A 14,631-nucleotide genomic window follows, 5' to 3' on the forward strand; every position below is an offset into this window, starting at 1 on the left:
AAATCACGGCATTTGGGGGGGCTTCTTGCCGCCCTTGAACCCGCCCAGATCGACGATTTCCGCATCGGGATCGTTGCGGTTGACGCCCCATATCAGGATGATCGGGAGGGCGACATAGATGGAGGAATAGGTGCCGACCAGAATACCGAACACCATGGCGAAGACCAGCGGAAACAGGGCAGGTCCGCCGAGGAACAACATACCCGCCAGGGCGAGAACGGCCGTTGAGCCGGTAATGATGGTCCGCGACAGACGCTCATTTTCCGACAGATTGATGATATCCGCCAGCGGGGTCTTCTTGAACTTGCGAAGATTTTCACGCAACCGGTCAAAAGTAATGACCTTTTCGTTCATTGAGTAACCGATAACAGTCAAAAGCGCCGCGATGGAGGTCATGGTGAATTCGATTTGCAATACCGCCATGATCCCGATGGTCAGAACGACGTCGTGAATAACGGCGATCACCGCGCCGGAGCCGAATTGCAGACCCGACGGGAAACGTATCCAGATATAGATCAGCATCAACAATAGCGCCGCCCCAAGGGCCAGAACGCCGGACCGCAACAATTCGGAAGAAACCTTTGGGCCGACCACTTCCGTGCGCTTGAAAACGACTCCCGGAAATGCCGCGGCCAGCTTGGTTTTGACAGCTTCTACACCAAGTTCCGACTGATTGGCCTCAGCGAGCTTGAATTTCAGAATGACATCACGCGGGCCGCCAAAGTTTTGCACCGAAGCATCTTCGACGCCAAAGCTGTGCATACGCGCGCGCAGAACCCCTAGGTCGGCGACCGCTGGCGTTTCGATTTCCAGCACGTTTCCGCCCGCGAAATCGGTCCCCAGGTTCAACCCTTGCAGGAACAAAACCGCAATAGTGCCGATGATGCACAGGCCGGAAAAGATGGCGGCGATCGGCGCATACTTCGTGAAGCGGAAGTGGAATTCGGTCGGGAGGTTTTTAATCAAAGGCCATTGCATGGCGAATTACCTTAAATGGGGAGCTTCTTCGGCTTGGTGGCGCGATACCACCAGCCGAGCAGGACCTGGCTGACCAGAATGGCGGAGAAAACCGAGGTAAAAACACCGATCATCAGTGTCCAGGCGAAGCCGCGAACCGGACCGGCACCGAAGACAAACATGATCAGCGCGGCGATCAACGACGTGATGTTGGCATCCATGATCGACACCAGGGCGCGCGAAAAGCCGACATCGAGTGCGGCGATCGGCTTGTGGCCGGTGCGTTCTTCATCGCGTATCCGTTCATAGATCAGGACGTTGGCATCAACGGCGACCGCGAGGGACAAGATCAACCCGGCGACACCCGGTAATGTCAGTGTTGCCTGGAAAGCAGTCATGGAGGCAATGATCAGCAGCAGGTTGATCAACAAGGCCGCAATCGACACCCCCCCGAACACGAAGCCATAGGCCAAGAGCATGAAGACAACGATGGTGATGAAAGCGATGATTGTGGAGATAATGCCCTTATGCACGGCATCCGCGCCCAATTCGGCGCCGACGGTACGCTGGCTTTCGAACTTGAGCGGTGCGGGCAAGGCGCCCCCGTTCAGAACCGCGACGAGATCCGAGGCTTCACGCGCCGTGAAATTGCCGGTGATCTGACCGTGGCCACCGGTGATTGCGCCCTGGATAGTTGGGGCAGAAACGATACGGCCATCGAGGATAATGGCGAAACGCTTACCGATATTGCGCGCGGTGGCATTACCGAACTTGGCGGCGCCATCACCATTGAAAGCGAAATCGATGGCAGGGCGGTTATACTGGTCGGTACCGACTGACGCCTTGGTGAGGCTGTTACCCGATACGAGCACGGCTTTACGGACGACGAGCGGACGCCCCACGCTTTCGTCCATAAGTGCTTCTGAGCCCGGCGGAATGCGATTGGCGGCCAGGTCGGCGGGGCTGACGGTCTCATCAACCATCTGGAATGTCAGCTTGGCCGTTTGACCAATGATCTTCTTCAGTTGCTCAGGATCGCTTTCGCCCGGGGCTTCGACCGTGATGCGGTTGACCCCCTGGCGCGCGATTGAGGGTTCCTTGGTACCGATATTATCGACGCGGCGGCGAATGGTTTCAATCGAGGTATCGACGGCCAGGGCAGAGACGGAACGGATGCCGTCCTGGGTGAGGGTCAGGATGATGGTCTGGTCGCTGCCACGCTGAACATCGATATCGCGTATACTCGGATTTTTCGGCAGCGGGGTTCCCAGGCGGTTCAGCAGGGTGAAAGCGTCCTGAACCCGGGTCGGATCCGTGATGCGAACCGTAACCGTCGTGCCCTTGGACGCTAGGCCGGAGAATTGGATCTTGGCATCGTTGAGGCGCATGCGCGCGTCTTCGGTCAGATTGTTTGTCTTTTCCGCGATCAGCGCATCCGTATCCACCTCAAGAAGCAGATAGGAGCCGCCCTGCAGGTCAAGACCGAGATTTAGTATCTGGGTGGGCATATATCCCTTGACCTGATCCCGCACTGAGGCCGGCAGGAAGTTGGGCAAGGCAAAAAGTGTGCCCAGAAGGACGGCGGCGATTACCAGTCCTACCTTCCAGCGCGATAAGTTGATCATGATCGGAATGCTCGGTCTTGAAACTGCAAAAGGAAGGCGTGATTAGCTCTTGGCGTCGTTGGCTGGCGCCGGTTCACCCTTGACCCGGACCTCGGCAATCATGGCCTTGACCACGCGAACATTTACGCCGGTTGCGACTTCAACCATGATTTCAGCGTCTTCGATGCGGGTCACCTTACCGATGAGGCCTGACGACAGTACGACCGTGTCGTTGCGCTTCAAGCCAGCCAGCATAGCCTTGTGCTGCTTGGCACGCTGGCTCTGCGGACGGATCATGAAGAAGTACATGGCGCCGAAAAGGACCAGCATCATCGGCAGCATGGTCAAAAGGTCACCGCCGGCGGCGGGAGCGGCTCCGGCGGCTTGGGCAAAGGCGGGTGTTGCGAACACTAACGTCTCCTGAATGTCATTGATTTCTTACACACGCCCTTTCAAGTGGCGGGTAAAAATGAGTTCGCCATACATAGGCGGAACAAAAAAAAGGTCAATGACATATTTGCCACGCCCTTTTTGAGCCGCCTTCGGTGCCCTCCCCTTTATAGATCAAGGCAGGACAAGTGTCGGGTCGATCGGCTTAGCGATATCGGTAGACGGTGTGTAGCGGATTTCGAAATGCAGCTGCGGCTGGTCGATCGTGCCTGTCTGGCCGACCGTGCCGATCACCTGCCCTTTCGACACGCGTTCGTTGTTTCGAACCTTCATGCCCTGGAGGTGGGAATATCCGGTATACCAACCATCCTCATGCTTGATATAAATGGTGTTGCCCAGTTCCTTGACCTGATCACCTTCGTAAACGACGACGCCATCGGAGGCTGCCTTGATCTCTGTCCCCGCGCTTGAGGCGATGTTGATACCGTCATTACGGACGTTCGGCGCGAGTTGACCGAACGGTACGAGAATTCGCCCCCTGACCGGCCATACAAACTTGCCTTTTCCCATCTGGGCGATCTGGGCATTGGCCGGGAAGCCGCTGGTCGGCGTAGGCTTGGTGACAACCGGCTTGGCGGCAGGCGCAGAGGCCGGCGTCTCAACCGTCCGGATAGGCGGGGTGGTCGCCGATGCCGAACCGGGCGGCGGCACGGAGGGCTTTGTGGAATGGGTGGGCGCCTGGGAAGCTATTGCTGGCGCCTCGACGCCAGGCTTAGCGACTGCGGGTTTTGTCCCCCCAGGCGTTGGTGTCGAAGGCTTTGAGGCGACTTCGTGATGCGTCGGGGCCACTGCGACCGTAGTCATCACTTTTGTCATTGCCGGTCCACTGGCATGCTCTTCGCTGCCTTTGTCGGCCGCCTTAGCGGGCAGGAGAACCTTCTGGCCGATGCGGATCGGGCTGTCGGCCGTCAGGTCATTGAGCGTATACAACTCCTTTATCGGCACGCCAAAACGGCGAGATACGCCGAAAAGGGTGTCTTTGGCCTGCATGACATAAACATAGGACACGCGCGTTTCGCGAACGGGTGCCGTGGCCGTGGGCTTGGACGCGACGGGACGCGGCGACACCGTTTCCGCTGGTGGAGGTGGTGGTGGTGGCGGATCCAGATCGGCCACCTGCACGCTACCCGACGGCGAGGGAGTCGTCATGGTGGGCACTTCATCTATAGGTTTCTGTGCCGATTGGACAGGCACTGCCGCCACTGGCGCCGGGCGGTCCTGCATATAGATGGGATATTTCGGCTTTATCGGCGTCGCGGTGCAAGCCTGCAACGCCAACACCATCACACCGCCAAGGCCCATCATCGCGAACTGAACCGCCGGGCGGCGTGTGCGGCGATCCGGGTAGTGGTCGTGCGGGATCATGATAGGCTCCATCTCAGGGAATTAAGGCTTTGCTAGCCATACTCTATGCGAACTTATGGATAACGATTCGTTTACGGAAACGCGCAGCAGAGCCCGAAATTCGGTCAAAACCGGGGACAGGTACAAAAAAATCGAAATTTTTGCGTTTTGCACATCCAATCTCGCCGTCGGCGGACATCAAGGTTTGAAAGCGGAAAGCGGTTCTCCTTCCCGCCCCCCAAATCCTTTGGAGACAAAAAATGACTGTCGAGCTTTTTACCTGTTTCTGGTGGCTGATCTTCCCGATCATGTGGATGGTCTTTGGAATTGTGCGCCTTGTGCTGCGGGGCCTCTATGACCAGCGCAAGTTGGACCTGATGAAATCCTATCTGGCTCAGGGCAAGGACATTCCCGATGCCCTGCGCCGCGAAATCAATCGTTGAGGATAAGGTCATGACTTCCACGCAACTCTTTTATAGCTTCTGGTGGCTGATCTTTCCGATCGGCGGCATGTTAATGGGGGTGTTCGCCATGATCAGCCGCCATCTTACGCGGACGGAAACGCTCAGGATGATCAAGATGTATGCCGATCAGGGTAAGGAGCCGCCCGCTGCCCTGCTCGATGTACTGCGCTCGGACGAGGATCGGGCCTTTGACCGCGATCATTATCGGTATCGCCGTCGCTACCGCCGCAGTCCCTGGGGAGCCGTTGTGACGTTCGGTGCGCTCGCCGCCGGTTTCGGCTATTTCGGCCATTATGGTGAAGGGGGCCCCACCTTTATTGCCCTGGCTACCGGTTTTGGCGTGGCGGCTGCCTGCATGTTCGTTCTAGCGGTTATCCGCAGCCTGAGCGCGCCACGCTACGGTGACGATCGTATCGACGACGACCTGAAGAAATAAAGCCGGCAATGCCCAGCTACCTCCCGTCCCAGGCAGACCTGATCCAGCGCGCGCGCCAGGGTTCCGATGAGGCATTTTCGCGACTGGTCAACGACCATCAACAGGCGGTGCGCGGCTTCGTGCGCCGCCTGTGCGCATTGCCGGATGATGCTGATGATCTGGCACAGGACGCCTTCGTGACCGCCTGGGCCAACCTGCACAAGCTGATTGACGGCGTGTCGTTTCGCACCTTTGTCTGTGGCATCGCCTATCGTAAGGCGCTCAATGATCGCAGGCGGTTTAACCGTTCCGGCGCGCGCGATACTGAGTGGCAGGGCCTGACCCCGCAAAGCCATACATCAACTGTTGATTCACGTCTGACCGTTCAGGCTGCGCTGGCACAATTGCCGATTGAGCAGCGCGCCGCCGTATCACTTTGCGTCGCCGGCGACTACAGCCACAGCGAAGCCGCTGAGATTTTGGGCCTTCCTTTGGGCACAGTTAAATCGCATATTCAGAAGGGGCGTGAAAAGCTCAACGCCCTGCTTGGAGTTTCGTCATGAGTGAAGACGCCCTGAAAGCCCTGTTGATGGCCGACGAACCGGCAACCCCGTTGGCGCGCGACCTGAGCTTTACCATTGAAGTTATGCAGAAGGTCGAACGCCGCCGCCTGATTGAAAACATCGCTCTGTGCACAGGTGCTTGCGCGGCCCTGGCCGTCTTGCTCTACATCGTCATGCCTCACGTTACGCCCGGACTTATCACCTTGGGGCAGGCGGCGACGCCAGCCGTCATTATGCTGGCCTGCCTCGCCATGGCGGCTTTTGGCTTGTATCAAATACGCCCGGCTTTACGGGAATTCGGTATCCGGCTCTAGTTTTCCCTGGCGACACCGGCGATAAGCGGTACGAATCTTACCTCGCCCAGGTCTTCCTTGAGAAAATCATCACCCTGCAATTTGACATAGCGCATGAGCCGCTGTGTCGAGCCTTTCCCCAGGGGGCCAACCATGATGCCCTTGGGCTTTAGCTGTGCCAGCAAAGGGGTTGGCACTTCCGGCAAGGCGGCCGTGACCAGGATACGGTCGAACGGCGCCTGTTCCGGCCAGCCTTCCCAGCCATCGCCGAACCGGTAGATTATGTTTTCCAGCATAAGACGCTTATGGCGGATTTCCGCCTCGACCATCAACGAGCGATATCGTTCGATGGTATAGACATAGCGCGCCAGCCGGCTCAGGACCGCGGTCTGATAACCGCTGCCGGTTCCGATTTCGAGTACACGGTGCCGCCCTTCTATCTTTAGCGCCTGGGTCATCAAGGCGACGATATAGGGTTGGGAAATGGTCTGACCGCAATTGATGGGAATAGCGGAGTCTTCCCAGGACCGGTCGAGGAAAAGCTCAGGCACAAATAGGTCACGCGGCGTATATTCCAGCGCGTGCAACAGCTTTTTATCTGTAATGTCCTGTGCCTTCAGCGTGTCGAGCAGGCGTTGCAGCCGGGTCCGCTCCGGACCGTCGTTGACTTTCTCAGACATCGGCGGCGGTCTCCACTTTTTTCGGCGCCACCCCGCCGAGCGTTTTCTTCAGCCGGTACAGGGTCTCGTAGTGCGTAAGGTCGAGGTGCAGCGGCGTCACCGAGATGCGATTTTCGGCAACAGCCTTCAAATCGCTGCCGTCGGCCAGCTTCTGTTCGTAGTTATGAAAATCGATCCAATAGTAGTCGCGGCCGCGCGGATCGACACGCTTGACGGCGTGCATCTCATGCAGATCGCGAATACCCTGTTTTGTGACCTCGACACCCGCCACGTCGTCAGCGCCGCAATTGGGAAAATTGATATTGATGATGCAATCCGACGGCCAGCCCTGCTGGATCAGGTTGCTGATGACCGGGGCGCCATATGTCTGCGCCGCTGACCACTGGGCTTCGATATCGACATCGAAGTCGAGACATTGCGAAAGGGAAATGGAGGGAATACCGAGGGACATACCTTGCAAGGCGCCCGCCACCGTGCCTGACAGGGTAACGTCCTGCGCCAGGTTGAACCCCCGATTGACACCGGACAGCACCAGATCTGGCGGTGCATCCATCAGGTCATTTACCGCAATCTGCACGCAGTCGGTCGGCGTGCCGGTGACGCAGAACCGCTTGTCTCCCAAGCGTTTGGCGCGCAGCGGATCATGCAGCGTGACGCCCCTGCCCTTGCCCGACTGTTCGTAGGTAGGCGCACACACCCAGACATCATCGCTCAGGGCGGTGGCGATATCGTAAAGCACCTTCAGGCCAAAGGCCTCGATGCCGTCGTCGTTGGTCAGCAGGATACGCATGCGCCGTTTGTACGGCGATTTGAAGCCGGTGAGCAAGGGGGCAGAGCCCCCTTTTTAGACGACTTTAGCCAATATGGGTAAGCCCGCCCATATAGGGTTGGAGCGCTGACGGGATGGCGATGCGACCGGCCTCATCCTGGTAATTTTCCATGATCGCCACAAGAGTCCGTCCAACAGCGAGGCCCGAACCATTGAGCGTATGAACGAAGCGCGTGCCTTTGTCGCCGGCCTTGCGCGTGCGGGCATCCATGCGGCGCGCCTGGAAGTCACCGCAGTTAGAGCAGGAAGAGATTTCGCGATAGGTGTTCTGCGACGGCAGCCACACTTCGAGATCGTAGGTCTTGCGCGCCCCGAAGCCCATATCGCCAGTACACAGCAACATGGTGCGGAAAGACAGATCGAGCTTTTTCAGGACAGCCTCAGCGCACGCCGTCATGCGGTCGTGCTCTTCACCCGATTGCTCCGGTGTGGTGATCGAAACGAGTTCGACCTTTTGGAACTGATGTTGGCGGATCATTCCCTTGGTGTCACGACCAGCAGACCCGGCTTCGGCGCGGAAACAGTTGGTCAGGGCGGTGAGCCGCAACGGCAACTCTTCCTCAGCTGTGATCGCCTCACGAACCAGATTGGTCAGAGTCACTTCGGCGGTCGGGATCAGGTAACGGTCGTCCGTCGTCTTGAACAGATCTTCCTCGAACTTCGGCAACTGGCCGGTCCCAAACAAGGTTTCCGCGCGGACCAGAACCGGCGGATTGACCTCGGTGTAATCGTGCTCAAGCGTCTGAATATCCAGCATGAACTGGCCGATGGCGCGCTCCAGACGGGCCAACTGACCTTTCAGCACCACAAAGCGCGCGCCGGACATCTTGGCGGCGGCTTCAAAATCCATCAGGCCGAGCGCTTCACCGAGATCAGCGTGATCCTTGGCGGTAAAGGCGAGGATATTGGGCGCGCCATGTTTGCGCACCTCAACATTGCCCGCCTCGTCAGCGCCGTCCGGCACCTCATCGAGCGGCACATTGGGCAGTTCGGCCAGTTTGCTTTTCAAAGCTTCGCCAAACTCACGCTGCTTGGTTTCCTCAGATTCGATCGTGGTCTTCAGGCTCTCGACTTCAGCCATCAGGCCCTGGGCCTTGACCTCGTCCTTCTGGGCCTTAGCCTGACCGATCTGCTTAGAGACCTCGTTGCGGCGGCTTTGCGCGGCCTGAAACGCCGTCTGCGCGGCACGCAGGTCCGCATCCAAAGCCAGCAGCCCATCGACGTCCGACTGCGCCGTTTCGCGGCCACGGCGCGACCAGCCCTGAACGAAGTTCTGAGGGTTTTCGCGTAGAGCCTTGATATCGTGCATGGTCTTAGCCTCGATTTATATACCGTTCACATCGCCCACTGCCGGGCGACATATCGCCGATGGGGATAAGCTATTGTGGCAGGGAGGGTCAAGGGGCCTTGGCACCGCGACGGTCCAGATACTACCGTCAAAGCCCTCGCCTTGCCTTATGGCAAACGCCTTATGCCGCCTTGCCCTTACGATTGAATTCGATAACCTTCACGCACAGGATCGAAATTTCGTAAAGAAGGACGATGGGGATGGCCAACATGCACTGCGAAATCGGGTCCGGCGGAGTCACGATCGCGGCGACCACGACAATAGCCAGGATGGCGTAACGACGGAACGATCCCAGCATCTTAGACGTCACAAGTCCCGTCAACCCGAGCAGGGTCAGGACGACCGGCAACTGAAAACACAGACCGAAGGCGATCATCAGGGTTTCAATCAGTTCCAGATATTCCGACACCTTGGGCATGAACTGAACGACCACGCCGCCGGACGCAACCACCTGCTGATTCAACGAGAACCACAACACCATCGGCAGCATGAGGAAATAGACCATCGCCATCCCGAGAAGGAAAAGAATCGGCGCGGCCAAAAGAAACGGCAGGAATGCCATGCGCTCGCGCCTATACAGGCCTGGCGCCACAAACCGATAAACCTGGAAGGCAAGTACCGGAAAGCTGACAATCACACCGCCGAACATGGCCAGCCGGAGGTTGGTAAAGAACACCTCAAGCGGCGCCGTGGCGATCAGCGGAATATCCTTGACGTTGGCAATCGTCTTCAACCCCAACAGGACACCGATCAAATCGAACGGGCCCGCGTGGCCATGCGCCTGCTGTTCTGTGTAGAGCGAGGACGCAACGGCCAGCGGACGCGTCAGAGCGGACAGAATATGATTGTGGAAGCAGTAACAGCCGATAACACAGGCGAGAAACGCCACAACCATGATGATGATGCGCGACCGCAACTCAATCAAATGGTCCATCAAAGGCGCACGCGAGGCCTCAATATCCAGTTCGTCCGGATCGGCGGTCACGTAGCCGCGCTTCGCCTTGTCCTCTATAATGGAGGTCTCGGCCGCCTTGGGGACCGGCAATTTGATTTCGTCGGTCATGTACCGCTTCTCTTGCTGCCGCTTGCTTTGGCGCCCGCCTTAGCGGCGCTGCGCGATGCGGTCTTTTTTTCCAGGGACGTATTCTGGGGCGTACTCTGGGGCGTATCCGGTGTCGAGTCGGCAGCGATGGCGGCTTTCGCCTTACGGGCAGGCTTGGGCTTGGGCGCCGCTTCCGGGGCAGTCTGCACTCCCGCAGCGACTTCGGCTATCGCCTTGGGCTTACGAACGCGCTTCGGCTTCGTTGTCGCCTCATCGGCCGGCTTACCTTGCGGCGGAAGCCCCGCCATCTGCGGGTCCGACACTTCGGCGTGCGTCCCCAAATCGGCTGCATCGGGCGAAGCAATATCGGTCTGGCCAGAGTAATAATGGGTGCCCGGATTGATGCTGTTATTGATATCGCTTTCGATGGCCTTCATTTGATGCGTCATATCATCCAGACCGGATATTCGTCCGGACCTAAGCGCATCGACTTCCTTGCGCAGGTCATCAAGTTCGCTCTGTCGCGCCATGTCGTCGAAGGACGTCCGGAAATCGTCGGCCATCCGGCGCATCTTGCCGACAAACCGGCCAAGCTGGCGCAGAAGCTTGGGCAGGTCTTTCGGACCCACCACGACCAACGCCACGACAGCAATAAGGATGAGCTCACCGCCCCCGATACCGGGCACCATGTGAAAGACTTTCTCTTAGAATTCTGAGGCCTGCATCACGCGTGATGCCCTAAGCCGTGAGGAAACTCAAGCCTTGGGCTCGTCTTCGGCCTTTTTGGTCTTCACCTCGTCTTCGTCGTCCTTCAGGCCGTTCTTGAACGCCTTGATGCCTTTGGCCGCGTCGCCCATAAGCCCGGACAGCTTACCGCCGCCGAACAAAACCAGGACCAAGACCCCGACAATCAACCAGTGCCATATACTTAAGCTACCCATTTTAATCTCCTTAAACCTGCTGCCCCCGCCTTAAAGATGGTGGCGCAGGTCCCAAATGTCAGTCCATACGGACAGATTTACGTCCTTATAGTCGCAGAGCGTCCCATCGCGAAAGTCTTTTTTCCACGACATCCCGACACATCCTGGTCATTCAGTCTTTCTCAAAAAAATCCTGCGCGAACTCGGTCTCTTCCATTTCTTCCAGTAGCAGCGGGTCCTCCGTCGTCTGCCCATTGGACGGATCGGGCACCATGAAATCGGCAGGCACATTTATATCCAGCAGACCAGCGGCGCGCATCTCCGCTGCACCCGGCAGGTCGGCCAGGGAGGGTAGCGAAAACTGCTCAAGAAAATAGTCCGTAGTGCCATATGTCACCGGCCGCCCCGGTGTCCGGCGACGCCCCCGCAACTTGATGAGATTCATTTCATGCAACACATCAAGCGTGCCGCGCGACAGCCCCACCCCGCGCACGGATTCGATTTCCGCGCGCGTCACCGGCTGATGGTAGGCGATAATGGCCAGGGTCTCCAGCGCGGCCTTGGACAGCCGGCGCGGCTCCTCACGTTCCTCGACCATCAGATAGGCCAGGTCCGGCGCGGTCCGAAACTGCCAACGATCATTGATGATCTCCAGCGACACGCCTCGCCCGGAATAGCGGGCCCGCAAGGCAGCCAGCGCCTTGCCCACCTCGGCGCCTTCGGGCAGACGGTAAGCGATTTCCGACGCCGACAACGGACCGTCGGCGGCGAACAGCAGGGCTTCGATGGCCCGTTCCAGGGTTTCAGGCGTCATTGGACGCTCCGTCGCTCTTGTTGATCAGGGCCTGACGTTTGCGCATGTAGAGGGTTTCGAACGTGGCCAGTTGTTGAAGTTGCAGATGCCCTTCCTTGGCCAATTCTAGCGAAGCCGAAAGGGTCGAGGCGACATAGGACACGCGACGCGGCCCACCGGCGCTGCGCGGCTGCGGCGCTACCTCGTCCAGAGCCGTCCAATTATTGAGCTTCGGCAACTGTGCCCGCAAATTGTCGCGCGCGTCTTCCAGCGAATAGGCTTCGATCCGGCGCGTCGGATCGTAATGACGTTCCAGTTCGCGGCGACGCTGCGTCACATAGGCACTCATCAGGTCGAACACATTGGCCTCGATGCGCGAAGATGGGATAATCAGGCGGGCTTCCGGGTCGCCCCGCGCAAACACATCGCGACGCAGTTGCGGGCGCGACGTCAGCGCCTCCACCGCCTTGCGCATGGCCTCCAGCTTTTTCAGGCGGTAGGCCAGAGACAGGGCCAACTCTTCCGGCGCCGGTTCGTTGGTCGCCTTGCGTTCAGTTTTCGGTAACAGCAGGCGCGATTTGAGATAGGCGAGCCAAGACGCCATCACCAGATAGTCGGCAGCCAGGGCAAAGCGCAGGCGGCGCGCTTCCTGTATAAAGGTCAGATATTGTTCCGCCAGGCGCGTAATTGAAATCTTCAGAAGGTCAACTTTTTGCTGGCGCGCCAGGGCCAGAAGCACATGCAGCGGCCCTTCATAGCCATCAAGATCAAGGATCAGCGCCTCATCGCTGGCAATCTCCTCGGCGACCTCGGGACCGGGACCGTCGAAATCGAGACGCCTTTGCAGCACATCGTTTTCGAACCCTTTGGGGGCGGTGTCCCGCGTGCTCATCTCGACCCCTGCGCCGTCACCGGCTCAGCCGTCGCCTGACGTTCCATAGCCTGACCTTCGGTGGGATCACGGTGCAACTCTGCAATGTTACCACGCGCCAAAACGCCATCGAAGCGCGCCCGTGCCTCGACGACATCCAACGGTTCGGGCGTCTTCAATATACGGGTCAATGCGGCCTTTGCCCGGCGAAGGGCTTCACCTTTCAGCTTCGGCGTTTCATTCAGGACCTGCCTCATCTGGTCCATTTGGCCGTTACAATGCAGCAGCACGTCACAACCCGCCCGCAAGGATGCCTTTGCCCGCTTGTTCAACGCACCGGACAGGGCGTTCATCGACAGATCGTCGGTAACTAAAAGGCCGTCGAAACCGATGACGTCGCGCACCAGCTTAAGGCATTTCCGTGACGTTGTTCCCGGGTTACGCCGGTCTATCGCCGTGTATAGGACATGGGCAGTCATAGCGATCGGCATATCGGCATTGACCTGGAACGGGTAGAAATCGACAGCCATAAGATCGTCAAGAGAGCTATCGACACGCGGCAGGTCGTTGTGCGAATCGGCCCCTGCCCGTCCATGCCCAGGAATATGCTTGATGACCGGCAGAACCCCGCCCGCCAGCAGACCTTCGGCGCAGGCCCGGCCCATGACGGCAACATCCTGAGCCGTGGGCGCGTAGGCGCGGTCACCGACAACATCGTGCGCGCCGGCTTGCGGAACATCGAGTACGGGCGCGCAGTCAACATTGATCCCCAATGCGCGCAGGTCATGCGCCATAAGGCGTGCGCCGAGGCGGATTATCTCCCGCTGCTCCAATGAATCGTTACTGACTTCGCCGAACCGTGACGCTGGCGGATAGTCCGGCCAATGCGGCGGCCGCAAACGGCGCACGCGGCCACCTTCCTGGTCGATCAGAACAAGCGCGTCATGCCCCACCAGGGCTTTCAGTGACGCCACAAGCGCCTTGACCTGATCCGGCGTCTCGATATTACGGCGAAACAGTATGAAGCCGAGGGGCTGAGCATCGGCGAAAAACCGCGCCTCTTCCGCCGTCAACTTCGTACCGCCCAAACCGAAAATACAGGCGCCGATTCCCCTGGCCATTATTTTACGATGCAGTCATGCCCGGCTGCCTTGAGCGCCGAACAGAAGGACTTGGCCTTTTCAGATGTCAGACCCGTGAATGCCGTGCGATAAAAGGTGCCGTTAGGCGTTGTAACTTTTTCGATCTTCTTGCCGGCGCCGCCGACGAAGAGACCATAGGATGAAGCCACCTTAGCATATTCGCTGTTGGCGATATCGGTCGAGGTGAAGGCGCCGATCTGCACCGACGCACCGCCGGCCGCGCTGGTCAGCTTGAGCGGAGGAGTCGACGACGACGTAGCGGCAGCGGCGGGCGCGGCCGAAGAAACGGACGACGTAGAGGTAGACGAAGGTGCCGGGGCCGCGCTGGTCGCCGTCAGGGCGCTATCGCTCGCCTGTGACGGTAGCGGTCCGGTGATCGGCGCGACAGGCGCTGGGGCAACATCAACAGTCGGCGCCGGACGTTGACCCGGCACTTCTGACCCTGGCGTAAAGGTGGCAACACTTGCGTCGTTCATATCCTGATCGGTCAGCGGCTTAGCGTCCTGAACCTGACCTTCCTTGATATCTCCAATCGAATCACCGACTTCCGGTGCGATCTTGCCATGTTTATTCAGGCCCGAATTATACAGAATGACCACGACAAGCAGAAGAACGACAAGACAGATACCGCTCACGATAAGGGTCACCGGCGCCTGGTCGCGCGAAGACGGCGTCCGGCGCGGTTCGTAACTCAGATTGTCTTCGGTCGGTGGCGAATAGGTGCCGCGATCTTCCCGGTCAAAGTCTGACATGGTGAACTTCCCCAAACCCGGCGTCCTCACACCGGAAAAACAAACATAATTCTGATTCCGGCGCGGGTGTCCCGCAGAATCGGACGCGAACTATAGAGGGTACAGGACGATTTTGGCACCCCTGTGGCCAAAAATGTCCGCAAGTGGCGTGCTGCACCATCAGA

18 protein-coding genes are annotated in these 14,631 nt (G+C 58.6%); 4 read left to right on the forward strand and 14 right to left on the reverse strand.

Annotated features, from left to right (window positions below; all coding sequences use genetic code 11):
• Positions 1-3: 3 nt before the first annotated feature.
• The 4 genes from secF to AEAC466_RS0122325 all read right to left on the reverse strand — a co-directional run bounded on the left by secF (position 4) and on the right by AEAC466_RS0122325 (position 4,376).
• The gene (gene secF, locus AEAC466_RS44750; protein ID WP_023457855.1) at positions 4-978 is read right to left on the reverse strand and encodes a protein translocase subunit SecF; all 975 of its coding nucleotides are present in this window, start codon (positions 976-978) and stop codon (positions 4-6) included.
• Positions 979-989: 11 nt separating this feature from the next.
• Positions 990-2,582 carry a protein translocase subunit SecD gene (gene secD, locus AEAC466_RS44755; protein WP_023457856.1) on the reverse strand — a complete coding sequence of 531 codons (1,593 nt, stop codon included), beginning with the start codon at positions 2,580-2,582 and terminating at the stop codon, positions 990-992.
• 42 nt (positions 2,583-2,624) lie between these two features.
• Positions 2,625-2,972, reverse strand: a complete 348-nt coding sequence (gene yajC, locus AEAC466_RS31810; RefSeq protein WP_023457857.1) for a preprotein translocase subunit YajC — start codon at positions 2,970-2,972, stop codon at positions 2,625-2,627.
• Positions 2,973-3,125: 153 nt separating this feature from the next.
• A complete protein-coding gene (locus AEAC466_RS0122325; protein ID WP_023457858.1) occupies positions 3,126-4,376 on the reverse strand; it encodes a M23 family metallopeptidase in 1,251 nt (416 codons plus the stop codon).
• 239 nt (positions 4,377-4,615) lie between these two features.
• On the opposite strand from AEAC466_RS0122325, the gene AEAC466_RS31815 reads away from it, so the two are divergent.
• From AEAC466_RS31815 to AEAC466_RS31830, 4 genes are read left to right on the forward strand one after another with little or no spacing between them, the layout of a single operon-like run.
• Positions 4,616-4,798 (forward strand): hypothetical protein, encoded by a 183-nt coding sequence (locus tag AEAC466_RS31815; protein WP_023457859.1) that lies wholly within the window; start codon positions 4,616-4,618, stop codon positions 4,796-4,798.
• 10 nt (positions 4,799-4,808) lie between these two features.
• Positions 4,809-5,255, forward strand: a complete 447-nt coding sequence (locus AEAC466_RS31820) for a hypothetical protein (protein WP_023457860.1) — start codon at positions 4,809-4,811, stop codon at positions 5,253-5,255.
• Positions 5,256-5,263: 8 nt separating this feature from the next.
• Positions 5,264-5,797: an RNA polymerase sigma factor gene (locus tag AEAC466_RS31825; protein WP_023457861.1), complete on the forward strand. Its 534-nt coding sequence runs from the start codon at positions 5,264-5,266 to the stop codon at positions 5,795-5,797.
• Positions 5,794-6,111: a hypothetical protein gene (locus AEAC466_RS31830; RefSeq protein ID WP_023457862.1), complete on the forward strand. Its 318-nt coding sequence runs from the start codon at positions 5,794-5,796 to the stop codon at positions 6,109-6,111. Before AEAC466_RS31825 ends, AEAC466_RS31830 begins: the two co-directional genes overlap by 4 nt.
• Here the strand turns inward: AEAC466_RS31830 and AEAC466_RS31835 are convergent.
• From AEAC466_RS31835 to AEAC466_RS31880, 10 genes are all read right to left on the reverse strand, one after another.
• Complete coding sequence (locus AEAC466_RS31835) at positions 6,108-6,770, reverse strand: protein-L-isoaspartate(D-aspartate) O-methyltransferase (RefSeq protein WP_023457863.1); 663 nt, start codon at positions 6,768-6,770, stop codon at positions 6,108-6,110. The two genes, AEAC466_RS31830 and AEAC466_RS31835, sit on opposite strands and share 4 nt — an antisense overlap.
• Positions 6,763-7,560 (reverse strand): 5'/3'-nucleotidase SurE, encoded by a 798-nt coding sequence (gene surE, locus AEAC466_RS31840; RefSeq protein ID WP_031238564.1) that lies wholly within the window; start codon positions 7,558-7,560, stop codon positions 6,763-6,765. The genes AEAC466_RS31835 and surE overlap by 8 nt, the downstream gene beginning before the upstream one ends.
• A 64-nt stretch (positions 7,561-7,624) precedes the next feature.
• The gene (gene serS / locus AEAC466_RS31845) at positions 7,625-8,908 is read right to left on the reverse strand and encodes a serine--tRNA ligase (protein WP_023457865.1); all 1,284 of its coding nucleotides are present in this window, start codon (positions 8,906-8,908) and stop codon (positions 7,625-7,627) included.
• 160 nt (positions 8,909-9,068) lie between these two features.
• Positions 9,069-10,010 (reverse strand): twin-arginine translocase subunit TatC, encoded by a 942-nt coding sequence (gene tatC / locus AEAC466_RS31850; protein ID WP_023457866.1) that lies wholly within the window; start codon positions 10,008-10,010, stop codon positions 9,069-9,071.
• Complete coding sequence (gene tatB, locus AEAC466_RS44110; RefSeq protein WP_023457867.1) at positions 10,007-10,678, reverse strand: Sec-independent protein translocase protein TatB; 672 nt, start codon at positions 10,676-10,678, stop codon at positions 10,007-10,009. The genes tatC and tatB overlap by 4 nt, the downstream gene beginning before the upstream one ends.
• A 66-nt stretch (positions 10,679-10,744) precedes the next feature.
• On the reverse strand, positions 10,745-10,930 hold the full coding sequence (locus AEAC466_RS31860) for a twin-arginine translocase TatA/TatE family subunit (RefSeq protein WP_023457868.1): 186 nt from the start codon (positions 10,928-10,930) through the stop codon (positions 10,745-10,747).
• Between the two features lie 151 nt (positions 10,931-11,081).
• Positions 11,082-11,723, reverse strand: coding sequence for an SMC-Scp complex subunit ScpB (gene scpB / locus AEAC466_RS31865; protein WP_023457869.1), 642 nt, complete (start codon positions 11,721-11,723; stop codon positions 11,082-11,084).
• Positions 11,713-12,594 carry a segregation and condensation protein A gene (locus tag AEAC466_RS31870; protein ID WP_023457870.1) on the reverse strand — a complete coding sequence of 294 codons (882 nt, stop codon included), beginning with the start codon at positions 12,592-12,594 and terminating at the stop codon, positions 11,713-11,715. Before AEAC466_RS31870 ends, scpB begins: the two co-directional genes overlap by 11 nt.
• Positions 12,591-13,694 (reverse strand): beta-N-acetylhexosaminidase, encoded by a 1,104-nt coding sequence (nagZ, locus tag AEAC466_RS31875; RefSeq protein ID WP_023457871.1) that lies wholly within the window; start codon positions 13,692-13,694, stop codon positions 12,591-12,593. Before nagZ ends, AEAC466_RS31870 begins: the two co-directional genes overlap by 4 nt.
• Positions 13,694-14,467: an SPOR domain-containing protein gene (locus tag AEAC466_RS31880; RefSeq protein ID WP_023457872.1), complete on the reverse strand. Its 774-nt coding sequence runs from the start codon at positions 14,465-14,467 to the stop codon at positions 13,694-13,696. Before AEAC466_RS31880 ends, nagZ begins: the two co-directional genes overlap by 1 nt.
• Positions 14,468-14,631: the final 164 nt, after the last annotated feature.

It is taken from the genome of Asticcacaulis sp. AC466 (genome assembly GCF_000495815.1).
Classification (GTDB): domain Bacteria; phylum Pseudomonadota; class Alphaproteobacteria; order Caulobacterales; family Caulobacteraceae; genus Asticcacaulis.